17 protein-coding genes are annotated in these 25088 nt (G+C 46.4%); 4 read left to right on the top strand and 13 right to left on the bottom strand.

Going from position 1 to position 25088, the window contains the following annotated elements; all coding sequences use genetic code 11:
- Positions 1-176 precede the first annotated feature (176 nt).
- Positions 177-2264 carry a CehA/McbA family metallohydrolase domain-containing protein gene (locus tag KOD92_RS22125; protein ID WP_229254799.1) on the top strand — a complete coding sequence of 696 codons (2088 nt, stop codon included), beginning with the start codon at positions 177-179 and terminating at the stop codon, positions 2262-2264.
- Positions 2265-2411: 147 nt separating this feature from the next.
- On the opposite strand, the gene KOD92_RS22120 is transcribed toward KOD92_RS22125, so the two are convergent.
- Positions 2412-4835: a TonB-dependent receptor gene (locus KOD92_RS22120; RefSeq protein ID WP_215235785.1), complete on the bottom strand. Its 2424-nt coding sequence runs from the start codon at positions 4833-4835 to the stop codon at positions 2412-2414.
- A 105-nt stretch (positions 4836-4940) separates the two neighbouring features.
- The gene (locus tag KOD92_RS22115) at positions 4941-5252 is read right to left on the bottom strand and encodes a hypothetical protein (protein ID WP_215235784.1); all 312 of its coding nucleotides are present in this window, start codon (positions 5250-5252) and stop codon (positions 4941-4943) included.
- A 154-nt stretch (positions 5253-5406) separates the two neighbouring features.
- On the opposite strand from KOD92_RS22115, the gene map reads away from it, so the two are divergent.
- Complete coding sequence (map, locus tag KOD92_RS22110; protein WP_215235783.1) at positions 5407-6171, top strand: type I methionyl aminopeptidase; 765 nt, start codon at positions 5407-5409, stop codon at positions 6169-6171.
- A 3-nt stretch (positions 6172-6174) separates the two neighbouring features.
- Here the strand turns inward: map and KOD92_RS22105 are convergent, their stop codons facing one another.
- The 3 genes from KOD92_RS22105 to KOD92_RS22095 all read right to left on the bottom strand — a co-directional run bounded on the left by KOD92_RS22105 (position 6175) and on the right by KOD92_RS22095 (position 12230).
- Complete coding sequence (locus KOD92_RS22105) at positions 6175-6960, bottom strand: hypothetical protein (protein WP_215235782.1); 786 nt, start codon at positions 6958-6960, stop codon at positions 6175-6177.
- A 122-nt stretch (positions 6961-7082) separates the two neighbouring features.
- A complete protein-coding gene (locus tag KOD92_RS22100) occupies positions 7083-8276 on the bottom strand; it encodes a serine hydrolase domain-containing protein (protein ID WP_215235781.1) in 1194 nt (397 codons plus the stop codon).
- Between the two features lie 222 nt (positions 8277-8498).
- Entirely contained in the window at positions 8499-12230 is a 3732-nt protein-coding gene (locus KOD92_RS22095; RefSeq protein WP_215235780.1) for a DUF4347 domain-containing protein, read from the bottom strand.
- Between the two features lie 121 nt (positions 12231-12351).
- On the opposite strand from KOD92_RS22095, the gene KOD92_RS22090 reads away from it, so the two are divergent.
- Both KOD92_RS22090 and KOD92_RS22085 read left to right on the top strand, forming a co-directional pair.
- Positions 12352-13254: a helix-turn-helix domain-containing protein gene (locus tag KOD92_RS22090; protein WP_215235779.1), complete on the top strand. Its 903-nt coding sequence runs from the start codon at positions 12352-12354 to the stop codon at positions 13252-13254.
- An 87-nt stretch (positions 13255-13341) separates the two neighbouring features.
- On the top strand, positions 13342-14181 hold the full coding sequence (locus tag KOD92_RS22085; RefSeq protein WP_215235778.1) for an oxidoreductase: 840 nt from the start codon (positions 13342-13344) through the stop codon (positions 14179-14181).
- Between the two features lie 58 nt (positions 14182-14239).
- Here the strand turns inward: KOD92_RS22085 and KOD92_RS22080 are convergent, their stop codons facing one another.
- The 8 genes from KOD92_RS22080 to KOD92_RS22045 all read right to left on the bottom strand — a co-directional run bounded on the left by KOD92_RS22080 (position 14240) and on the right by KOD92_RS22045 (position 25069).
- Positions 14240-14824: a DUF4142 domain-containing protein gene (locus KOD92_RS22080; protein ID WP_215235777.1), complete on the bottom strand. Its 585-nt coding sequence runs from the start codon at positions 14822-14824 to the stop codon at positions 14240-14242.
- A gap of 177 nt (positions 14825-15001) precedes the next feature.
- On the bottom strand, positions 15002-15574 hold the full coding sequence (locus KOD92_RS22075) for a LytR/AlgR family response regulator transcription factor (RefSeq protein WP_215235776.1): 573 nt from the start codon (positions 15572-15574) through the stop codon (positions 15002-15004).
- A 224-nt stretch (positions 15575-15798) separates the two neighbouring features.
- Positions 15799-17028, bottom strand: coding sequence for an agmatine deiminase family protein (locus KOD92_RS22070; protein WP_215235775.1), 1230 nt, complete (start codon positions 17026-17028; stop codon positions 15799-15801).
- A gap of 270 nt (positions 17029-17298) precedes the next feature.
- Positions 17299-20163, bottom strand: coding sequence for a tetratricopeptide repeat protein (locus tag KOD92_RS22065; protein ID WP_215235774.1), 2865 nt, complete (start codon positions 20161-20163; stop codon positions 17299-17301).
- Between the two features lie 20 nt (positions 20164-20183).
- Positions 20184-21308 carry a hypothetical protein gene (locus KOD92_RS22060; RefSeq protein WP_215235773.1) on the bottom strand — a complete coding sequence of 375 codons (1125 nt, stop codon included), beginning with the start codon at positions 21306-21308 and terminating at the stop codon, positions 20184-20186.
- A gap of 20 nt (positions 21309-21328) precedes the next feature.
- Complete coding sequence (locus KOD92_RS22055) at positions 21329-22537, bottom strand: porin family protein (RefSeq protein WP_215235772.1); 1209 nt, start codon at positions 22535-22537, stop codon at positions 21329-21331.
- Between the two features lie 12 nt (positions 22538-22549).
- Positions 22550-23797, bottom strand: a complete 1248-nt coding sequence (locus KOD92_RS22050) for an OmpA family protein (protein ID WP_215235771.1) — start codon at positions 23795-23797, stop codon at positions 22550-22552.
- A gap of 39 nt (positions 23798-23836) precedes the next feature.
- Positions 23837-25069, bottom strand: coding sequence for a hypothetical protein (locus tag KOD92_RS22045; protein WP_215235770.1), 1233 nt, complete (start codon positions 25067-25069; stop codon positions 23837-23839).
- Positions 25070-25088: the final 19 nt, after the last annotated feature.

Below are 25088 nucleotides of genomic sequence, written 5' to 3'. Positions count from 1 at the left end.
AAGTCGACTTAATGAACTCGCAAAAGACAAATATGGCGCGGCAAATATCCGACATTTCATCCAAAAAACGGCCATTTGAGACAATCGAGCGGTTGTTGAGCCGGTAACCGGGTAAAAGTCACCGGGTTTGGACTTATGCCAGAAAAAATTTCATGTCGGAACTGTCGAGACGATTTATGATACGCAGAACTTTATTTCTGATCACTATCCTGGCTGTGGGATCCGTGCAGGCGTGGTCGCAGGTGAAATTGAATACCGACCAGTTTAACCGGAAAAATGAGGCTACCGTCACGAGCCAGAAAGAACTTGTGGAAGTTTCATGGCCGGCCGGTAACGGGAAGTTTGCAAATGTGCAGTTCGATATGTCGCCCGCTAATCCATTGTTCAAACGCATTGCATTAGGCACAAAATCAGACCCCAAAACTGTTTCGGAAGATCTGGATGCCGCTTTTTTGCTGACCGTCGGAAAACGCGACCTGCTCTCTCAGAACGGGTGGAATATCTTCTTTGACAAAGTCCCCTCCCGCCCCTTTGAAACCTATCCTATTAAACTAAAAAAGACAAATATCGCGGTTAAAAGTGTGGGCAGTCGCACGGTAGTAACGATAGGCAGCCTCTCGGCCGACCGGTTTTCCGGAGTGCTGGAAGTAACTTTCTACAACGGCAGCCCGCTTTTCAACATTGCTGCTGTGATGTCCACGAAAGCAGAGGCGGCCGCGATCGTGTACGATGCGGGGCTGATAAGCCAGACGGAAAAGTGGAAAAACCTATCCTGGACAAATACAGCAGAACAGATCGAATCAATTCCGGTACATTATGGTGATTCTGCCAAAAATCTTGCTTTGAAATACAGAACTATTGCTGCCCAGACTACCGGCGGAACACTGGCGGTTTTCCCTGCGCCGCACCAGTACTTTTATCCGCTCGACGAAGCTTTTAACCTGAAATTCATCTGGCACGGAAAGGGTTACCGCAAAATGCTGGACGGTTACGGGATTGGCATCCGTCAGGAACTGGAAGGTGACCAGCGTTTTGTGCCGTGGTTCAATGCCCCGCCGGGAACGCAGCAGCGGCTAAATTTCTTCTGCCTTTTGGATAATGCCGGTGGCAAAGAGGCTATTAATGCTGTCAAAAAATTCACAAATGCGGACAAGTATGTCAAGCTGCCGGGATTCAAAACTATGTCGAGCCATTTCCATAATGAATTCATTATGAACGTGGTACTGGCCGGCAAGCCCGTTCCTGAAAAGCCAGAGTTTGTGGAAGTATTCAAGCGGCTGGGTGTTGATATGGTCCATTTGGGAGAGTTTCATTACACCGCCCACCCAAAAGGCCCGGATTCACTTCGGCTGAGGGAGTTGAAAGCGCTTTTTGAACAATGCGAGCGGCTTTCCGATCATGAATTTCTGCTGATGCCGGGAGAAGAACCCAACGAATTCTTTGGCGGGCACTGGATGCAGATCTTCCCCAAACCAGTCTACTGGATCATGTCGCGGAAAAAGGAAACGCCTTATGTGGAAGATAAGCCGGGTTTTGGCAAGGTATATCACATCGGGGATAAAAATGAAATGCTGAAACTGTTGCAGGATGAGCAGGGATTGGCGTGGACAGCCCATGCGCGCACCAAAGGATCAGTGAATACCCCCGACATTTATAACCACGAACCCTTTTTTAAATCCGATCGGTTTATGGGAGCAGCCTGGAAAGCAATGCCCGCCGACCTGTCGCAGCCCCGACTCGGAAACCGCGTGCTGGACCTGCTGGACGATATGAATAACTGGGGGGAAAAGAAAACGGTGATTGCCGAGGCTGATCTCTTCACGGTTACGCAGGAAAATGAAATGTATGCGCACATGAATGTGAACTACCTGATGCTCGACCAGCTTCCCAAATTCAATGAAGGCTGGCAGCCGGTGGTGGACGCAATGCAGCGCGGCAAATTCTTTGCGACTACCGGCGAGGTATTAATGCATGAATTAAAAGTAAACGGAAAATTGTCCGGCGACTCGCTCGCATTGAATGCAGACGGTACAGCTGATCTGCGCCTGAAACTGAGCTGGACTTTTCCGATGAACTTTGTGGAGGTAATATCCGGCGACGGCGAAAAAGTGTACCGTGAACGAATGGACCTGACCAATACCCGCGCATTCGGTGAGCAGCAATTGCAGTTTCGTCCCAAGCTGAAAGGGAGGAAATGGATGCGCGTGGAAGCCTGGGACAGCGCGGCAAACGGTGCTTTCAGTCAGACGTTTTACCTGAAATGATCCGGCTATCCCGTTTTCTGAGTAACTGCCCTACTTTTTTCTCCTTCCAATCTCCTATTTAAAATCTTCACGCTTCCACTTGCTTCATCACAAAAAAGGCCAGAGGAAACAAATCCCCTGACCTTCAACGCAAGCTCTATTAACTGCTCAAAAACTATAAGTAATGTTCGCAATCAATGCCCGCGGCGTTTGTGGGGCGATCGTTGACCAGCCTTTGTAGTATTCTTTGTTAAATGCATTGTTCAGCTTTACACCGATGCGGTAGTTCTCGGCCTGGTAAAAGAGGGATGCATTGGCTACTGTGTAAGCCGGGAGCATGAAGTTGCCGGTAGATGCATAGTTTATCGCAAACCTTTCACTTGCACCATTAAAGCCTGCGCCGATCCCGAATCCCTGTAATTTGCCGCCCGGTACCTCGTAGTTTGCCCAGGCATTGTAAGTATGTTTTGAGCCGGCGTCGAGTGGACGTCTGTTCAAAATTTCGGTATTGTCCGACCTGGTTGTCTTGCTATCGTTGTTGCTATATCCTGCTCTGATATTCAACCCGTTGGCTGGATTTGCATTCAATTCAATCTCAAAACCTTTACTATAAATTTCGCCTCCCTGGATTTTGTTAAAAGGGGACGCAGGGTCTGAGATAACCTGATCTTTGACGCGGATATCGTAATAGCTGATCGTCGCATTCAGCCTGTTTTTAATGATATTCGTTTTAATACCAAACTCGATCTGGTTTGCCTGTTCCGGCCTGAAAGTTTTGATCGTTTGGGGTCCGTCTTCCGGATTCCCTACAAGTGCCGGCGCTACATTTGTAAAACCGTTCTGATAGTTGGCAAAAATCGAAACCTTGTCGATAACCGGCTGGTATAATATCCCGAATTTAGGCGACAAAGTGGTTTGGTTATAGTCGTCGGCAGCAGTTGCCACGTCACCGACATTATCAAAATGGTCCAGGCGAAGGCCCAGCATAACGGACAGGTTATTGGTTAAATTCAAAACGTCCGAAGCATAAGCGCTGTAAATATTGAATTTCGACTTTGCATTAGAAACAGGTTGAGTCGCCAAAACGGCATCCACAGCGGCGGTAGAAAGCGGGTAAGCCGTAGTTTCAACCTCATCAGGCGTAAAAGGATTATCCCCATTTGCCCCACCCTCAGGCGTTACATTTCCGTAAAAAGCATAACCCGTTCCATTGCTGGTTGAAGTAGCTGAAAAATAGTCCAGCCCGATCACAACGCGGTTTCTCAACGAACCCAGCCTGAAATCGCCGATGAAATTCTGTTGAATATCAGAAGTACCGGTATATTCATTTTGTTTGTTCAAAAACCTCGAATAAGTATCGTTCCCTAATATGCCGTAATCAAACAGATAGGAATAGTATCCTTTCGTCGAAGTGGCGCTTTTTGAGATCAGTGTCTGCGATTCCCACGTATCCGACAATTTGTAGTCCATTTCTACGCGGTAATTCTGGGTAGGGTTTTGCAATGTCAGGTCATTGCTGGTAAACGAAAGCTTGTTGTTGTAATTAAGGTCTTTGATGTTTCTGGCATCCGTGGGCGCACTTCTGTTCAGGAACAGGAACATCGGATTGGTTTGCTCGGCCTGCGTAATCTCGCCGTAGAAAGAAAATGACAGGTTATTGTTCACTTTATAAGAAAGCGAAGGCGCTACGAAAAACGACTTTCTAAAACCCGCATCCTGAAAGCTGCGCTCAGTGGCGTAAGAGGTATTCAACCGGAAATACAGGTTTTTCTCTTTGTTTAAGGCAGTATTAAAATCCCCTGTAATCTGATTTAATCCAAAAGAACCTGTTGTATAAGAAAGCTCTCCGCCGGTTCCGACGTAAGGCTTTTTAGTAACCACGTTGATCAGTCCGCCATAAGAACTTACAGCATTTCCAAACAATGTCGCGGACGGTCCTTTCAATACTTCGATCCGCTCGATATTGGCAGGATTGATCGTTCCATTGGTCAAACCAGGCAGTCCATTCACCAGCTTGGGCTGAATTGCGAATCCGCGCAGTGAAAAGTAGCCAGCGCCGTCGCCGCCGCGGCCGGTAGAAGTCCACAGGTTTTCCACTCCGGTTGCGTTTTTCAATGCATCATCGAAGTTGGTGATGATCTGGGATTTTAGCAGATAATTGGTAATCGTGCTGTAAACCTGCGTATTTTCGGAATCGCGCAGCGGCAGTTTGGAAACATAAGCTGTTTTACTTCTGGAAAATTTATTCTCCCGCTCGCCTTCGATCACCACTTCCCGCAAGATCTCGTCGCCCGCATACAGGGTGATCGTTTGCAGATCCACTTCATTCTGAGCAATCGTGAAGCGCACTTCTTTGGTCTTAAACCCCACCGAAGAAATGGACAATACGAAATCACCGTCATTAATATTGGATATTTCGAAGTAACCCGATTCGTTGGTCTGGGACCCGGCGCTGGTATTTTTGATCATTACATTGACACCCGGAAGGCCGCTTTTGGCGTTGTCAACTACAATTCCTTTCAGTTTTCCCGTCTGCGCAAAGCATTGGGCTGATAAAAGGAGGCAAATACAGATAGATAGAAGCGGTTTCATTAAACTTATTTAGACAGAATACAAATTGATGCGCAAATGTATTTTGCCAAGAGAACACTTCCTAACTATTCGAAAAATTAAGAGAGATTTAAATGCGGCCTGAACCTACTGCTTGCGGATCGACAGTATTTCAATTCGGTTTTTAGAGCCGGTACAAGAGTCGGCAGGTGCTGGTTTGTAGCGTACCCAAACCGGAACGGGCCAGGCATTCGGGTCTTCGAAAGTGTCTGCGACTGAATTAGTGACCAGATAGGTATTGCCTTTAATATCGATTGCAAGTCCGCCACTGCCGCATCCTTTGGCCCAGTTGTCGATTACCATATATCCAGTGATTACACCCTGGTATTCATCTGGTTCCGCGGGGCGATCTTTGCAACCTAACAATAGCGCAAGTAGTAAGTATAACAAATTTTTCATAACACAGCTTTTTTCGGAAGACCGTTAGGACATAAAATTAGTTGTAATCAAAAACGGAACCTTTGTATTTTGCAAAACCAAAGAGCTATATCTGGTGTTCGCTAACTGGTGCCAGTATATCACGGTGCAGCATTTCAATAAACAACGGGAATATATGTCAATTACGAAAGAGTCAGATTTGTCAGGAATGCAAAAAGCGAGTGAGGCGGTAGCATATACTTTGAAGAAAATGATACAGCACGCTCAGCCTGGAATGACGACCAAAGAACTTGATGAATTCGGAGCAAAAATACTGGCTGAATTCGGAGCGAAATCAGCCCCCCACTCCACTTATGGTTTTCCGGGATGGACGTGCATTAGTGTCAACAACGAATTTTGCCACGGTGTACCTTCGGATAAAAGGATACTAAAAGAAGGAGATTTAATTAACGTCGATGTTTCAGCCGAGCTGGATGGATTTTGGGCAGATAACGGAGGCTCTTTCGTGCTCGGACAGGATATTAATCAGCACCAGAAGCTCGTGAATGCATCGAAAGAGATTCTGATCAAGACGATCAATAGTATCAGAGGCGGTGTGAGAATAGCGGATATTGGTCATTTAATGGAATCGGAGGCTAAGAAACGCGGCTTCAAAGTGATCAGAAATCTGGCAGGCCACGGTATCGGCAGAGCTCTTCACGAGCAGCCCAACGAACTTTTGAACTATAAAAATAAATCTGATCAGAGACGGTTTAAGAAGAATTCGGTTGTAGCCATTGAAACCTTTATTTCCACAACCTCATCCTTCGCAACCGAACTCAACGATGGCTGGACGATGGTGGGAAATAAAGGTGGCTTTATGGCTCAGCACGAACATACAATTGTTGTGACTGATAAGGCGCCGTTGATATTAACGGAAATGAATGAGATATTCAGGTAACTCCTATTGCGCCAGCGGCTCGCTGTAAAAGAAATCGTCCATAATCACCTGATCGTTCGGCGCATTATAGGTAGCCTTCCCGATCGCTGCGGTGCCGGAAGTAATTCTCACTCTCGTTACTTTGGCATCTGTGAAGGCTACACCGAGGAAAGAAAATCCGTTTTCGTCCGTTTTTACCGGAGCTTTAAACTGGCCCAGACTTTTATCTCCGTCGTAAAATTCAACTGTAGTATAATTTTCCAGGTTAACGTCTGAAAATATAACCCCGAAACCCTTCACAGAAGCATCGGTCGCTGTTCCCGGGACTTTGAAGGTAACATCCATTTTGTTGCTTCCAACGGCTGCGAATGTACGTGCCGGACTAAAAGCGTTAAAATGATTGGCATCCCCTGTAAGAACATCGGTAAAATCGTTGTTGCTCACACGCAAACCCTGTCCGGGAGTTGATAAAACGGCGCCCCGCTTTCTGCCGGCAGGAGCCCCGGGATCTGTGCTGTTGAAAAAATCTCCCGGAAATGTATCCGTATTTGTAAGATTGTCAGGAACACCGTCCCAGTTGATTTCGCGCCTGCCAACCGCGGGCTGATTGGGCGTAGTATTCAGCGGATCGCCAAGTAAAGTCCTGAATTCGGCGAGCTTTGCATTAATGTCCCCGCTGCCCGTCACTACCTTATAAGTTCCCGGAATTTCTGCGTCCGGTTCGTGATCGTTATTGCAAGCACTTAACAATACGATACAAGCCAATCCTGCATATTTTGATAACCCGATTAATGTCATGTTCTTTTTCATTGTGTTGAATTGATTAAATTATTGTTGAATTAATTTATGTGTTCATTTAATATCGAAACCAACTGGCAATGTAATTGCACGTATTGATCCAGTGGTTCCGATAGTATTAATTTTAAGTTTATTTAATGTAATGATTGATCAAATAACTTGGCAATAGCAGCAGGGTTTTGAACAAAATCATTTTGTGTTGAATTGGCCAATATACAAACCTGAACTTTGCCAAAATCCATGATCATTGTTTCGCAATTGAGTCCTGAATCAGTTTTGTAATAGTAAGTACCCGCTCCGCCATTAATTTTTCCGGTAAAGCCTAAAAGGCTATCTTTCATTAGTTTCAAATCGTCTGAACTAACTATCTTGAATTGAGAAGCTGCTGACTGAATTTTTGCAAATTCGGACGCACTCAGATATAATCCCGTTGCCCCTGCATGTGCAACAACCTCAGCTTTATCAAGTCCGGGAGCATCGCCTTTCAGTGCGGGATATCCCTGCGTTGCAAGAGATGCATTTATCGGACCGCTCTCATTCCAGGCACTCCAGGAAACTCTATTGGCGTAAGGAAGTCCTGCTGGTACGAACACATTGGCCAGAACAATTTCCCCAAACGCATTTGCATAGGTATTAAACGCCATCGGGACCTTATTAAGCAGATTCAATCTGGTTGCATTTCCCTTTTTGCTCAATTCAACCGCTTCAACAAATGGAGTAATAATCCCGAGCAGACTGTAATTAATATCAGCATTCCCAATAAGAGGGGCATTATCAATTTTACCCTCTACAACTAATTTGATCTTATTCGGCGCGAAAACATTGCTTAATCCTGTTTTGTGAGCGAGCAATTGCTCGAAGCTCAGCGATTTAAACTTTTGGCTGGGAACCCAGCCTTTTGGTAAGTAAGGCCACACCTTCGCTTTGACTGAGATATTGTATTTCCTTAAAGTTTTAAGTACTGCAAGCGCTGTTACGAACTGTGTAGCTGCAAGCGTTTCTTGCCTGACGGAAGCCCCGTGCGGTTTAGCTCCGCCGACTTCAAAGCCTTTTCTTGCAAAACCTTCACCTCCATTTCCTTTAAATATTTCTTCTCCCTCTACATAAATTGAATAGCCGAATCCAACATTATAAAGATAATCTTCGATTTTTTGTGCAAATACAAATTTATCCAGTTTTGTACCCAGAAGCTTTGCATTACTATCGTCCCTGATATTTTGTTCTACCTGACTCTCTTGTAGAATTTGATCTTCTTTACAAGAAGTTGAAAATAATACTGTGCTTACAATAAGACATGCACTTACTGATTTCAAAAGTTGCGTTTTCATTTTTAAAAGTTGAGTGTTCATTTTAAAAGATTGTGTAAATAATTTAATCGAAGTGCACTTACACTTTGATGACAACAAAGGTATATGTGCGAAACCACCCGAACTTTTAACGTATGTAAAGAAGTATTAAAAAGTATTAAAATGAGATTGGTGAATACATAGTAATCCCAGCGCAGATAAGATATCTACGCTGGGATTACTAAAAATGAAAAAGAAGTTTTATCAGTATTTGGCGAAATGGGAAGTCGACACTTCGCGATTCGAACTTGTCGTTCTTACTATAAAAATGCCAGCGGGAAATGTTTTCACATCAATACCCGCGCGGGTATATGTACCCGAATAATGCAGGGCTCCGGAAGCGGAATAGATCTCCACCGACGTGATGCTTTCAATATTTGCGGCATCCAGGAAAATCTTGTCTGTAACCGGGTTTGGATAGCTCCTGATCGGCGTTTTGTTGTCGGCAAAGCGCACGTGCTCGATCTCACTGAATGCGAAAGTACCGTCGTTATCTACCATGCGGAGGCGGTAGAAGTTTTCGGATAGCAGTGGCATTGCATCAGTGAACCGGTAGCGGCGGATTACCAGGTTATCGTCAAGTCTGTCGACGGTGCCGATGTTTTCCCAAACCTTCCCTTCTGCACTGCGCTGAATCTCAAAATGGCTGTTGTTCACCTCGCTGGAAGTATTCCAGACAAGATCTACCGCCGATTCGCTCTTTGAAGCTTTGAAATTGATGAGGGTAACGGGCATGGGGTCATTCACAGCTCTTATTATGAATTGACCATCTGAATACTTCGTTTCCCAAACGAGCGGCGCAATGTCGGGCAATGTAAGTGTTTCGAATGTTCCAGCAATCTCGGACGCATTTATCAACACGAAAGCATTACCCAGGAGAGGAGTGAAACCGTTAATGAATGACACTGACAAATTTCCCCCTGCGGAAAATCCAGCGGCCTCTATCTGGTCGTATCCGGTACCGGCTGTTGTACCACCAATCTCCATCAGCATTGTGCCGGCGTTGTCCAGGTTATTTGTGAAACGCAAAATGCCGGGTGATTCACCAGGAGCGAGGGTACCGGAATTTGAAAATGATGAATAATAGAATGTGGCATTTCCCCGAATTATGCCGCTATTGTCAAAGCTTCCGCCTATCTGCAACTCGGAATCCCCGGCGTACAACTCGCCGCTCACCGCAAGGTTGCTGATATCCAAATTTGTTCCATTCGGAATCCGCATGCTTTGCCCGCTCGCAATAATCGTTTCAATTGCCTCGGCACCCGGCGAAGATGTTGCGGCAATCCAGAAGCTGTTGTCCTGAGAGGACTGCCAATCGCCCGGTGTGGTCCACGTGCCATTTGCCGCGGCGGCCCTGTAATAATCGCCGGCATTTGAAACTTTGTAGACAGTATAGGCACTTGCTGTGGTGAATGCCGCATTTAGATTCGGTGTTGTGCTGGTCAGGCCAGTAACTTCCAGTTTGACTGTTCCATTACCGCTGCCGGTATTTACAGTAACATCATAGGTTGTGCCTGAACCGGAAACTCCGGAAACAGATGCGCCCGAAACGCCGCTGGTCGACAGTGAGAACACAGAAGCGTCTTCAATGGTGACGCTCTGCGCAAAGACAACCTGGTAGGTGACAGCAGCATCACTGGTAGGATTGGCAGACTGCCGGGTAATGGACGTTACACTCGTTTGCGTGTAAAAATCGATCTCACTACCATAGGAAGTCCCTTGAGAATTGATGGCATATGCACGCAAATAGACCCGCGTACCCGCCGGAAGCCCGGTCACGGTGGTACTGAAACTACCTGTCCCGGAACCGATCGCCACTTTATTGGACGCCGTAGTAGGCGCTGTTGAAGTGCCCCACACAATACCACGCTCCGTTACGGCCGCGCCGCCATCGGCCGTCACTTCACCACCGACATTTGCGGTAGTGAGTGCAATTTCACTCGCCGAAGCCGTGGTCACAGTTGGCGCAACGACAGGTATGCCAGTGGTAAATCTCAGCCAGGTAGCATCACTACCCACACCCGCGAAAATACGACCCTCAGTATCGAAAAATGCGGCTTTGTCAATTACAACATAATAGGCCCTGCCGCCCTCCAGGTCAGTTGCCGGATTGATCGTAATGGTATTTGAGCCACTGCCGGTCACCTGTGCACTGTTCGCTTCAATGGTGGCAAAGACGGCATTGTCAAACAATCGCCGGATCTGTATGTACTTGCCTGCTGCACCGGTAACCGCCCGGTCAAATGTAAACGAAATGTCGCTGCTCACGGAAATACCTGTTGCGGTGTTGGCGGGGCTGGTAGCAGTAATCCGGGGAGGAGCGTCATTCTGCCGGAAGAAATATTTCTGGTTTGCGCCGTCGTAGTTGGTAGTGAACACATCCACATCACCATCATTATCCCAGTCGGCGACGAAAGATCTTAGCGAATTATTGTAAAAAGCGCCGGAGTTAGGCAGACTATTGAAAGGGTTTCCGGAGCCTGCAACCTGTGTAAACACGCCGCTGCCATTGTTCCTGTGGAAAACAAGCGTTTCCGAGCCGTCGGAAGTATGCAGGTCGATATCACCGTCTGCATCAAAGTCGCCGAAAATAATCTGGTTGTCACTGGCTATTACCATCCCATTAAACGGATTGGCCCCTTCGGTCTGCTGTGAATAAACGCCAGCATCATTGCGGTAGTAGTTCCTCACCGAAGTACCGCCGATCTGGCTCACTAGAATATCAACATCCCCATCATTGTCCCAATCTGCCACGTAGGCAAACTGCGCACTCGAAAAAGCCGCTTTTCCGGCCAGGCCATCGAACGGATTTTCCGTGCCGGTCACCTTGCTGAACGCGCCGCTGCCATTGTTTCGCCAGAACTCGTTATCAAGTTGGCTACCTGGGTAGCTATGCAAATCAATATCCCCGTCAACATCAAAATCACCAAAAATCAGCTGATTATCTCCGCTTATATTAATGCCGTTAAACGGGCTCGAATCTCCGCTGAGCAATTCATATTTTCCGTTGTCGTTGCGGTAGTAAAAGTTTTTCTCTGTATTGCCATTGCGCCTCGGGACGTAGATATCATCGTCGCCGTCATTGTCCCAGTCTGCCACAAATGCATTCGAAGCGGCATAAAAGACCGCGTTTTCGTTGATCTTCTCAAAAGGGTCCGCAGCTCCGGTTACCCTTGCGAATGATCCGCTGCCATTGTTTTGCCAGAATTGGTTAACATTTCCTCCGGGGTATAAATGAATATCAATATCCCCATCAGCGTCAAAATCCCCGTAGATCAGCTGGTTGTCAGTGAAAATCGTCATAGCATTGAAGGGGCTTGAACCGCCGGTCAGCTGCGCGAAGGTGGGCACAAGCAGGCCCTTGAAGTCCAATAGATTCAATATGTGCTTTTTAATTATTTTCCCGGCAACATATTCCAGGTCCCAGTCGCCACCACGGCGTTCCGAACCGGTCTGATCGTTGGAAGCGGCCACGGGCACACCAAGCATTTTATGCAGGCGCTGCACGAAACCTTCTCCTTCACGGGTGGCAGTAAGTTGGCAGCTGTAAAGCAGCAGGTTGGATTTGCCGGCTACGAGTACGTTCCCAAGGCTTTGCCAGAAGCGTTCGTGCTCGCGGATATTGGCACCATTGAGCTGGGTTTGCCCGAGAATAAAATTACCTTCCGTACCGTGGGTCATAATGTGCACGCGCTCGGCTTTTCCGTGAGAGGCCAGTTGTTGTTCAAGTTCTTCAAAACCTTCCGGACTATTGGCAACGTAGATCACCTGCGAGCCGGGAGCGAGGCCAGCTGCCAGTGTGCGGTAATCTTGAAGTGATTCATCGATAATCACCAGGTCTGTGGTGGTCTTGCTGCGAATTTTCTGATAGGTAAACGTCAAAAAAGTGAGGAAGGAAATTAAACAAAGAGAGAAAGTAAACGTCCGTTTGGTCATATAAGGGTATAGGATTAATTGATTAAATATTAAGAACCAATTATGAAGCTTCCTACCCTTATAAAACACTAATTATTCTCTGGCTCAGTTTAATATAGTTTGAATTTGGTAAATTTACCGCATGCAGAAATCAGAAAGCCTCGAAGAGTTTTACCGTTTTCATTTTCAGGATGTGCCTTCATCGCTGAAAGCCGATATCGGGCAAGCCAACGTTTTTCGTCTGGAAGACTGGATGGCGCCGGATTGTGGTGAAAAACCTTACAGTCGCAGGGATTTTTATAAAATAACCCTGATCCGCGGCCATAATGTGTATCACTACGCCGACAAGAGCATTGAGATCAAAGGACCCACACTCGTTTTCTTCAACCCGCAGGTACCCTACACCTGGGAGCCGCTTTCTGACGATACAACCGGTTTTTTCTGCATTTTCAGGGAGGCATTTTTCCAGGGACGTTTCGACAACGGTCCCGGCGACCTGCCCGTTTTCAAGCCCGGCGCCACTCCTTCTTATCCGCTTAGTGAGCAGCAGGATAAGGAAGTAAGCAGTATTTACGAGAAGATGCTGACCGAAATTAATTCCGACTATCCCCTTAAATATGACCTTGTGAGAAATTACGTATTCGAGCTGATCCATTACGCCCTGAAAATGAGTCCGGCCGAAACGCTTCACAAACATACCGATGCGCGTTCTCGGCTCACCGGCATATTTATCGAATTGCTGGAAAGGCAGTTTCCTATTGAAACGCCTTCGCGCAGGTTCAGCCTGCGCTCTGCCAGTGATTTTGCATCGCAGCTGGCCGTGCACGTCAACCACCTTAACCGCTGCGTGCGCGACACTACCGGCAAAACTACCACCGATCACATTGCCGACCGGCTGGCCAGCGAGGCCAAAGCATTATTAATGCATTCAGACTGGAACATTGCCGAGATCGGGTACAGCCTCGGTTTCGACGAGCCGGCCCACTTTACTTACTTCTTCAAAAAACGAACCGGCCTTACGCCCTCTACTTTCCGCATTGTTTGAATTTGGTAAGTAACGCATTGATTTTCGTAAACACCTCCCCTGTCCGCTCCTCTACTTTTGTATTCGTCAAACAAACGAATCGAAAAGATGGACAATCAAAAAGTATGGTTTATCACCGGAGCATCGAAAGGCTTCGGTTTGGAATTAGTAAATCAGTTATCACAACTCGGCCACAAAGTAGTGGCTACCTCGCGGAGTCTGGCCGAATTGCAGGATGCAGCTGGCACCGAATCGGAAAGCTTTCTGCCCCTGGCACTTGATATCACAGACGAAGCCGCTGTTTCCAAAGCAATCGAGACGACAGTTTCGCGCTTCGGCCGCATTGATGTAGTTGCCAACAATGCCGGCTATGGCCAGCTTGGCGGGATCGAAGAACTGACCGACGCCGAATCCCGCAGCAATTTTGATGTAAATGTATTTGGAACGCTAAATATTATACGTCACGTTTTGCCGCAGCTTCGCAAACAGGGATCGGGACATATCCTTAACATTTCATCCATCGCGGGCATCAGCGGAAATTTCCCTGGCTGGGGCATTTACTGCGCTACCAAGTTTGCCGTGGAAGGTTTATCTGAATCGCTGGCAACCGAAGTGGCGCCGTTCGGGATTAAAGTCACGCTTGTGGAACCCGGCTATTTCCGCACCAACTTCCTGAAATCAGGCTCACTGAGATTGCCCGAAACAAGGATTCAGGAATATCATCTAATCCGCGATTCGGAAGCGTACCACGAGCAGCTCGAAGGCAATCAGCCGGGCGATCCTGTTAAAGGTGTAACCGCGATCATTGCAATTGCTGACGCTGAAAATCCGCCGGTCCATTTCCTGCTTGGTCAGGATGCAAACGACATTGCAGAGGCAAAGATCAAGGCTTTTCAGAATGAGATAGCGACCTGGAAAAAGCTTTCTGTGGAAACCGCTTTTGCATAAAAACAAAAAAGCTGGCAGCCACGTTGTGGCCGCCAGCTTCAATATGCTAACCGAAAAATTATTTCGTCTTATCAAGACTTTTCACGTGCTCAGCGTGCGCTTTAAGCACAGGTAAAGTTTTGTCGATGAAAGCTTTCAGCTCGGTGTCTTTCACTTCCTTTTGCGCATCTTCAAAAAGCTTCACCGTTTTGTCGTGATCTTTTTTCATTTGCGCTATGTAAGCTTTGTCGAAATCGCTTCCGCTTTTAGCGCCAAGGTCTGATGCCGCTTTCTGTTTTTCCTCATTTGGAGCAGCGGGAAGCGTAATATTTTTGCTCGTCGCCAGCGTTTTCAGTTCATCATTTGCTTTCGTATGGTCTGTTACCATTTGTTTTGCAAATTCTTTCACTTTCGGGTCAGTCGCTTTTTCTTCGGCAATTTTGCTTAATGCGACTTCCGCCATTCCGCCATTGGCAGCTTCTACTGCAAACTCTGCGTCATCTTCGGCAACGGCGGATGCTGAGTCGGAGGCTGCATTATCCGTTACTGCTTCGTTGGTACTGTCTGCGAAGTCAGTCGTGTCGGTTGTTTCGGTCGATTTAGATCCACAGCTCCATAACATGGCTACGGTTGCGAGTGTCAGAAATGTTGATGCGATTTTCATTTTAGTGATCTGTTTAAGTGGTGATAAATTTCAATGTACCTGACCATTCAGGCACAGCTTGATTTAAATCATAAAAAAGCATACCAAGTGCCCCGCTATTTACTCCACACCATTATATTCCCTCATCTCTTCCGGCTTCAGTCGTTCCTGGAAATGATCCTGCCATTCGACTTGCCCCTATCTTCCGCCCATGCGGTTTTTCTCGGCCCAGATCCACATATACTCTTCCTGGACTGCGTTTTCATCCCGCCAATCGTTGATTGGCTGTAACATAGGCCTAGCTGCCAAGGCCTGATCGGTCTGTACCGGCTGTGACCCGGACATTTCCTCTGCGGCTGTTGCAAGCGTCTTTTCATCGGGCAAATTATTACCAGTAACTAACCCCCGTACTTTGGTAACAGCTTTCAGAAAACGGTCGAAACCGATGGGTTTTAATAGAAAAGCGGTAACATCAAAGGTAAATCCATCCACTGCATACTGAGAATAAGCGGTGGTCATGATCACATGCGAGTTGGGTGCCTTTACAATACTCAACAAATCAAGGCCCGTCAGTTCGGGCATATTGACGTCCAGGAAAAGGATATCTGGCTTGCTGTCGGGAATTACTTCCAGCGCCTCGACCGCATTGTAACAGCTTCCCACACAAACCAGCCAGGGAATTTTCGCAATCAGGAATTTGAGCACTTCATGAGCAGGTTCTTCGTCATCAATGATCAAACAACTGATTTTTCTTGTCGTATTTGAATTCATCAAGAGCTATACTTTTCGAGACGTTGTGCAAACCAAAGAATGAAAAAGGCCAGACAATAATCTGTGCGATGATTATTTCTGGCCAACAAATATGAGCATTAATATTAAAAATATTAATAATTACTGTTGCTTCAGCAACTCTCTGGAAGCATTCTTTTGCCACCTGCGAGCGTCGATTCGTAATATTTTTTTTTAGATAGTATACCAGAAATAGGAAGGATAAGCTAATCCGCAGGTACCTGTTGTGTCCAGCAATGAATACCACCACCGACCAGATTCATGCCCCATGTATCTATTTGAACAATCTTCTTATCAGGAAAATAGCTGGCAAATATTTTTCTCACCTCTTCGTCCTTTTCCTTGCATCTTTCCGAAAATCCTGGACGCCAATATTTGGGGATAAGTACCAACTGATTAAATATCAGGAAATTGAGGTAACTAATGGCCGGCATAAATTGAATGCTGTCACCGTGCCTCCATTCCGGAAAGTCGTGCCGCAGCGCGCTGATAGGAAATTGAAAATTTGTGGTATCAATCCTATGCGTTTCAGGAATAACATCAGGGACGGGGATATGCACGATGTGGAAAGGCCTACCATCCTGATCCCCCGATTTTTTCAAAATAGCCTCATTGATTTTCATCCTGTCGTAAGTGATCTTTTTTATAGGATCAGCCTGAGCTTCCGCTTTCGACGGCATTGCAAGGAATATCGTGTTACCATTGACGAAACGGGCGAATTCGTCTACATGCCCGCCCACACCGTTGCCATACACATTTTCGATAATTTTCGATTTTCGTCCTACGCCAGGATCTTCGGCAGGCCCTTCACGTAACCAGATCGTTTTTTTGACTCCAAGGCTACTGGCCAGTAAATCCTCCTGCTGTTTTTTAGTTAAATACGGGTTCCTGGAAAGGTGAAAAGAATCGACCAGCATTGCGGTTCCCCTGCCATTTACTTCAATTTCACCTCCTTCCAAAACGAGCGGCGAGGATTCAACTTCGATTTTCAGAAGCTGCTTCATCTGCGCAAAATACCTATCCCTGATCACTTCTCTCCGTTTCGACCAAATTGTGTCAGGATTGATGAAATCTGCTCCCACATAGTCCCAACCAAACCGGATTATCTTATTTCCACCACTTCTGTTCTTCACGACCATCGGTCCATAATCTCTCGGAACTCCCATGCTGAACAGTCTGTAAACCGGGAGGAGATATATGTTTTTGGTTTGTATACCGTTGGCATCAAATAGCTGCCTTAATGAGTCCGGCCTGAATTCCTCATTGATTAAGACATATACTTGTGTAACCGCGGCTAACTCACGGATGATATCGCGACAAACGACATGAACCTTTTCAGTGGTTACAGCATCATCTGAATTGCCCGAGTAATTAATGAAAACGGCCTGTTGTTTATCCCATTCAGCAGGCAATAGCGGCGTGTCTTTCTGGCCCATACAACCGTAGGGGTAAAGAAATAAGGCTAAACACAATTGACATCTGATCATCGGCTTTGATTATCGTTTTCATTTACCCAGATACCAAGATCTCTCTTCCATTCTTGTTCAATATAAACACCTCCTAAAGCATTCACAACGAATCTGGAATTTTCCAATAAAATCACAGAAATATCCTTACTCCTTAAATTCTTGACCGGTGTCAATAATCTGATCATTCCTTTATCATTTCAAAGTGTACTGTTTGCCGTTGATCGACGTGCGCAGCCTTCACTTAATCACATTCTTATTTACCAACTCTTTAAATGCAGTTGTATTAGCGAATGCCTTATCAATACTTTCCAATAACTTATCTTTTTTAATATAGGACCTGGTGATCAGCCCCGTTTGAAATGATTTTTCAAACCATTTTAAAGCTTCTTCCCGCTTGCTTTGCATTACGTAGGCGCAACCGATTGCGTAATAGGATTGGCCTTTTATATTGTCCTTATTCCCCACTGCGAGCAGGTATTTCAAACTTTCCTCCGACTGCCTTTGGTACAATAGCGCAAGCCCCAGCTGGTAACGCGCGTCGGAAGTTTGCGTAGTAGAATCCAGTGCAAATGCATTCAGGTAATCGGCCACAGCATATTTGTATTGCGACATTGCCAGGAAGCTTTCGGCGCGGCGCGAGGTTGATCTGGCTAAACCGTATTGATTGTTAGTACTATTTTCAATGGCTGCGGAAAATGCGCGATTCGCTTCCTCATAATCCTGTTCATTAAACAATGCATTGCCCAGCGCATCATATTTAAATGAATTTGTAACATCAAGTGTAGTTGACTTTTTATAGTCGGAAATGGCGCGGCGCAGGTTTTTAGTACTTTCATAAGCCTGTCCCCTATTATAATATGCGTCCGAAAAGGTTGCATTTCGGTTGATCGCCCGGTCGAATTCTTCAATGCTTTTTTCCGTTTGTTCAGTATAAAAATAAGAAGAACCCAGGTTGTTGTAAACGCTGGCTAACTGCTGGGGAGAAAGCGACTGCCCTATTTTCTTTTCGTTAGTTTTGATGTTTTCATAAGAAGCAATTGCCCTGTCGTAAGCTTTCATCGCAAAACAAGCATCGCCTTCACCTTTCACCGCCAGGTAATTGGTCGGCTGTATTTGTACCACTCTATTGAAATCTTTCTCAGCTTTTTCATACTTGCCCATATTATACCAAAGAATAGCCCGGTCAAAATAAGCTTCCCCGTAATCTGGTAAATGAAGAATAGCCATATCAAAAGATTCCATAGCGGCCAGCGTATCGCTCACTTTTTCCAGACTCCTGCCCCGATGATACCAGGCTTGTGAATGATTTGGAAGAATATGAATCACTTCATCGAATCCAGCAATTGCAGGACTATAATTTCTTTCGCTCAATTGCGCGAAAGCGGTATGAAAATATTGTAGTGCAATTGCAGTTATCTCTTTGTTCTGCTCGTCAGTAATACCTAGTTTTCTTACTTTGGCAAAATCCTTTCCTGCCAATTCCGGCTGGCTTAATTTAATCTGACAAAGGCCGCGATGGTAATACGCTTCATTATACGATTGATTCTTTTCAATCGCACTAGTTAAATCTGTTACTGCGGCTGAATAATTTTCCTGCTGAATATAGAACAATGCTCTGTTACAGTAACTCTGTGCATTAGTCGGGCCCAGTTCGATTGCTTTGGAATAATCCTCGAATGCGCCGCTCTTATTGTTGGTCAATGTCCTTAATCTCGCGCGTCTTGTCAAAATATCAACAGCAGTTTGATCTATATTCAAATAACTGGTCAGGTCGGCTGCGGCTTTTGGATAATCTTTTTTGGAAGCGTATAACTCAGCCCGTGCGAGCAATGCAGCCAGGTTGGCGAAGTCCAGTTCTATTGCCTGCGTAAAGTCCTTTAACGCCTTGTCGTGATCATTGGTAACTGCATAAGCCAGCCCCCTTCCCAGGTAATGGTCAGAATTGTTTTTTTCCTTTTTTAAAATGCGTGAATAATCTTTAATTACCTCGGCATATTTACCCAGGTTATACTTTTCATCCAGCTCAGTCCTGATACTGGATTTTTGGTTAAGCATTTTGATTACTTCTCCCAGCGCCGCCGAATCAGGCTTTAACTCGTACGCCTTTTTATAGTAACCGACCGCCTCGGAATAGCTTCTTGTTTTCTGCGCTATGTTCGCCTTTGCCAGGTATTCTCTCAGCAGCTCCACCTGCGTTTGCTTTTCCTTTTCGAATGCCCTTTTTACCTGATAAATCTTTCTTCTTGGCAACAGATCGTCGAAATCGTTCCGCTTTTCCGCTTCGGTGTAAGCCTCCAATGCTTTGTCGTAATCTTTGGCCGCGAAAGCCTTATCTCCATCGGTCAGCCACTTGTTGTATTCTTCCAGCGCCTTTTTCTCGATCTCTCGCTCCTTCTGTCTGGCGATTTCCTCTGGACTGATTTCTTGCTTCTCCTGACTGCTATCTGCCGGAGCGGGTACGATACTAAGAGTTATATCGTTGAATGTGCTTTCTGCCGAATCCGCGGGCGTCGCGAATCCCAGGCCGGTTATGTAGGCCAGCCATTTCTTCCCTTTCCGCTCCGCCCTGACCTCTGCAACCCGGTTGGTTTCCTTGTAAGGCGTTTTGATCTGAGAATGCACGCCGCCAAAGCGCGATTGAAAATAAACCTTCACATAATAATAGTCTGATTTTTTAAGTTTTGAAACCTTAAACCCTGAAAATGAAACTGTTCTGTCTATGCTTTTTGGGTAAAATAATTCAAAATCGGCTAGATACCGCTCCACGGGTACATCGGCACCGGTATGCTTGGAAGTATGCTCCGGATTCACATCATCTTCGACGATCACTTTTTCGTTGAAAAAGATCTTGTTCGGCGAGCTTCCGTAACTATCTGCTCTTAATGCTTTTCTTTCAAATTCACCTAAATCCTCAAATGCGATCGTATTAAGCAAATCGCTCAGCCCTTTTTCTACTTTGCGCTGTGCCAAAAGCTGTATTTCCTGCTCGTCACGAATAGTCAGCGAATCCTGCGCGAATGCGGGTGATGATATAGTGAGCACACCTAAAATCAGTAACACAAAACGAGCACTTACGCGAACCTCAGTCAAATTTGTATTCATTTTCATTCTCCATTAAACCTTTATTTCTTGCCAAAACCCGCCATTCCAATGCCCACCCTGGCGCCGACCATGTGGAACGGATCTGTTATTGAGTCAAAGGTGCTTTGCATCAACTGGTAATGCACCTCTGCCTCTACTATGACCCGTGTGATTTTCCTGGTAAAGCCCAGCCCAAGGCTGAAAGAAGGGCACGTTGCGGACAATTGGTCCTTAGTTTCTTCCCCATCTTCAAAAACAACTGTCTTTGCTTTCAGGAAATTACCTTTTCCCTGCGCCATCACGTAAAGCGATTCTTTGATAAAATACTTAAGACCTATTCCCGCGCTCGGCCCCGCAAGGTTCAGTTTTTGCTTGTAGATCAGCTCCTCGCCTGCCAAATAGTTTTTCTGTACAGAGGCCTGGCTATAACCGATTGTCAAAAAAGCCGCAACGGATCTCCCAAGCTGGTAATTGCCTCTTATGCTCCCGCCCAATAGAGTCATTAATCCTGCACCTTCTTCCCGATCCGTCCAGACCTTGGATCCTAGCAAATAATTTCCGTCAACTCCCACAGTTACAGAGAGTTTTGCCAACGGGCTCGGTTTGGCCGTTTTACTTGCAGTAACTTCCGCCTCAGTGTTCGCCTTCACAACCTCCTCCTGCGTTATCGCAGCTTTTACCGGCTTAGCCGATCCAAAATCTTCTACCTGCCCGTTACCATATTCGATTCTGGCTAGATTTTTCCGTGCTACCTCGTAAATCGGCCCCGACTCCTGGCGGGTGTATTCAATCTTGTCTTCGGTCACTTTTATGATTTTGCCGGTGATCATTGTTTTGTTAGCAAGGAAGATTCTGTCGGGCTTCACTGCTGATTCCCGGATCTCAGACGGCGCCTTTGCCGCCACTGGCGAAGCGACCGAAGGTGCGTTTATCAACTCCGTTTCGCCGTTTTCGTAAACAATCTTCCAAACCTGTTTCCGTAGAATACGAAGGGCGGTGCGCTTTGCAGTGTCTTTGGGTAAAAAATAGATAATCTCGACGTCGCCAATCTCGTCCACAACTGCCTGGATAGTACTTTTATCCAGTTTGTAAATCTGGTCAGAGGCCGTCTGCGCGCTCACTGAGCCGGCAAACGTTGTCAAAAGTAAAAGTATAAAGTAACGCATAGGTTAATATTTTACATGTTCTAAAGTGAGAGAAAAAGGGATACGCTAAGTCCGTTGTTTTTAACTTTCAAGCCTTTCATCACATCGGCCAAACCGTGCTCGTACCGAAATTCAAGCAGAGGTTTGTGCCCGGAATAAAAGGCTAACATTACGCAGACACCATAATCAAACCGGCTTTCGTCTATCAAATCCTGCGTGAGATCATCAGGCTCGTATTCACTGTCAGCTTCCTTAAATTCAGAAATGTGCTTGATCCGATAGGCGTAATAGCCTCCCACTCCAATCGCAGGATTCAGTTTGCGGGCACCCGCTTTCAGGATGAGCGGAAGCAGATTTGCCTGTCCGTAAGTCATTTTAGTTCTGCTGGTAAGTGTGTTAAGTTGGTCTGAAAATGTTTCCCGTGCGCCTTTATTGGCATACACCAATTCCAACCGCGCATTGTAATGTTTGCTGTTGTATAGACTGAATCCAAGCCCGGCTTCCCAATTGTAAAATGGCTTTTTTGGAAACGAAACTTTTTCGGAGTAAAAAGAAGTAATAGCACCTCCAACGCGGATACCGACGTAATTTTTGTACTCGCGGCGCGGCTCTTTGTTTGAATTGTCAGGAGCGTGTTCGTGCTGGATTTTAATAATGATTTCATTGGGTTTAGTCGCTGCCGGTTCGATAGGTGTCGCTGGCTGTGCCGCTGGTGTTACTACCGGCTTTTGTGCCGCAGCAACAGGTGCTTGATTCTTTTCCACAACTGCTACCGGGCCCGCTTTCTCCTCCACCTGAACAGCCTTAACCTCCGGCTCCTGCGAATAACTATGCTCAATTCCGTTTGCGTAGACAATCTTTTCAACCTGAGACAACGCAAGCTCCTTTTCTTCACTGTTTGCAAGCGAGTACTTAACTAAATCAGTAGTCACTTCCTGCACACCGACCACAATGCGCTCTCCATTTTTTAAAAAGAGCTGGTCACCTACGGTTTTAAGCGGATTTGGGGAATTGAAAATCTCAGTCTCTCCATTCACATAAATCACCTTCCAAACTTTCGCCCGCGCTATTTTAATCTTCTTCTGCGCCTTGTCTGTCGGCAAAAAGTAAATCAATTCTTCCGAAGCCACTTCGTCAATCATAGCCGCGATCTTCGATCTGTCAACCTGGTAAATCGTATCGGACACATTCTGCGCAAAGCATGCGAGCGCAGTAAAAAGAAGTAGTATTGTCAGGTATAAGTTTCGCACATCCGTCTCGGTTTAGGGTTTGTTAAATAACTGTATTTCCACTCTTCGGTTCTTTTTCTTATTTGCTTCAATATCATTTGGAGCCGCAGGAAATGCGTCACCCTTACCTGTATACGTAACCCGACTTACGTCCGCCCCTCGTTGTTCCAGGAAATAATAAGCGAGTCTCGCACGGTACTCGGAAAGCGTCAGGTTCAATTTGCTATTGCCTACATTGTCGGTATGCCCGATAATCTTCAGGTATCCCGAAGGATTTTGATTGAGCCAGCTGGCCAGCGTATCCAGTACGGGTTTGCTTTCTGCCCGCAGCTTGTAATCGCTCTTGTCGAAATAGATCGTCCGGGGCTTGCTTTCGATAGCGGTCACCAGTAGCTCTGGTTTCTCTGCAATGCGCGGCGAATGGACTTTCACCGCGTAAAGATTCATCCCATTGGAAGCTGTCAATGCTTTTGAATGCAGTATAGCTCCGCTCTCACTTTTCACAGCCAATTTATAGTTACCGGGCACAGGTATTTCGGAAGAAAAGTGGATTCCGTCCGTGGAAGCCAAGGCAATCGGATTACTTCCCGAAAGCTGGCAATCCACTTTTTGTCCAGCTGCATTCACAGTTACCGAGAGAATATTAAACTGAGCACTTAGCCGGATCTGATATTTGCTTCTTTTATTGTCAAGCTGATCCATAATCAGGTTTCCCAGGTAATCCTGATACCCTTTTGCCTTCACCTCAATAGCCACAATATCAGAACTGGTAAAATCAACTTCGTAGCCCGACTTTCCGGCGGAAAGCTGCTGACAGTCTTTTTTGCCCGATTTGGTATAAAACAAACACAACTCAGCCGCCACATTTTTGCCCGTCAAAGCGTCAGTCACCTCAAACAACCTCGTAGCCCGCTGCACTGATTTTGACAGTCCATTGGAAATTGAAACAAACTGTTGCTGCTCCTGGAAATACGGTTGATCGCTTGCCTGCTTGTCAATTGGTACAAGTTTCACAGGTACCTGGAATCCATTTCCAGTTGCTTGCCCGATCGGATTAACGGGTAAGTTTTGAGAGCGAAATCCCTTTGCTTCCAAAGTAAGACTTTCTGCACCGCAAGCGAGCGACACCTGATATTGCCCCGTGGCGGAAGTTCGTGAAAGTGGCTGGGATTTTCCCTTCATTTTCTGGTTGATCAAAACACCTGCGACCGGTTTACCTGTGTAAGCATCTGTAACATTTCCATAAATATTCACGCATTGCGACCTGACCATGAAGGTCATACATAACCCGATTGCGCAAAAAATCACCCGCAGCATTTCCTATTGATTTACACTGATACCCACATTACCAAGCAAAATATCCCAGTTGGTAGTTTGCTGGCCGTCCACCGTTTTATTGTAAGATTCCAGTTTCACTTTTACGCTCTTTTGGGTCACGTCACTGTACATTACATCCTGCCCGTTGGCGCTATATCCTGTAAAAGTTTGGGATCCGGTGATCGTTCCATAGTAATTTCCGTCGCTCGCCTGGGTCAGATCCTTGACATAATTCACCTCATTCCATGCAATGTTAGTTGAGCTATAAGGCAGCAATTTGAGCCGGGTGAGGTAGTCTTTGACGGGATACTTACGCTTGCCCTCCCTGTTTGAAGAAGAAACTTCAATTGTCGCATCTGCCAGAAATAGCTTTACTGCCTGCTCAATAGCATTATCTTTTTTATCCGGGTCAATATTCTTGTCGCTGATAATGTTCAGGTACTGCACAAACTCGTCCACTTTTCGGATCCCTTTTTTCCCATAAGAACTAACCTCCTCGTCGGTTAAACCTTTCCGGGCAGCAATTACCGGCGCTGCATTCTCGGCCGATTTTCGCACTGGCGCGGCAGCAGGTTCAGCCGCGGGTGTCTGCGCTACCGGCTCGTTCCATCTTTGTGCCGGGGTGGCAGTTTCCACGGCTGGCTCAGCAACCTTTTCAGCAACTGGCCTCGGTTCTGCCTTGGGAGCAGTAGTTTTCGCAGGCTGGGCAATTGCCTTCTGAACCTGCATCTTCGCACCTGCCAGCACACTAGCAGCATCGGCCGGCGGCAGGACAAATTCGTGGTGCCCGTCCTTGAAAATGATCAGCGCAAGTTCGTTTCTGTTAATGGACGCGGTACTTCCCTGCGGCGTATTATAGTTCACCACATTGTCGCTTTTGTAGCTGATACTGCATTCGATCACTTTAAGCGGGTTGGCTTGTACGAGCAGATCACTCGAAGGACCAGCGGCATTATAAAAATCAATGATCCGCTGTGCAGCCTGCGCCGGGTCCGCCGGCAGGTCCGCCACCAGCAGATAATCCCCCCGCGCATTGAATGCAACCAGCACATTTTCCCTTGGCACACTCCGCTTGATCACCCGCTCGCCCTTTTGCTCGGCGACCTTCACAATGCTTTCGGTCGCTTCAACGAGCTTGAACGGAAAGCTGCTGCCATTGGACCAGTAAAGGGTTTCCTGAGCCTGGGCGGGGATGCTGCATGCCGCAGCGAGTAGTATCAGGTAGATTATTTTCATAGTAGAAGTTCGAGTTGTT

The sequence above is a fragment of the Dyadobacter linearis genome, from assembly GCF_907165045.1.
In the GTDB taxonomy this organism is placed as follows: domain Bacteria; phylum Bacteroidota; class Bacteroidia; order Cytophagales; family Spirosomataceae; genus Dyadobacter; species Dyadobacter linearis.
Note: the sequence above shows the minus strand (reverse complement) of the source record. Positions and strands in the feature narration are given on the sequence as shown.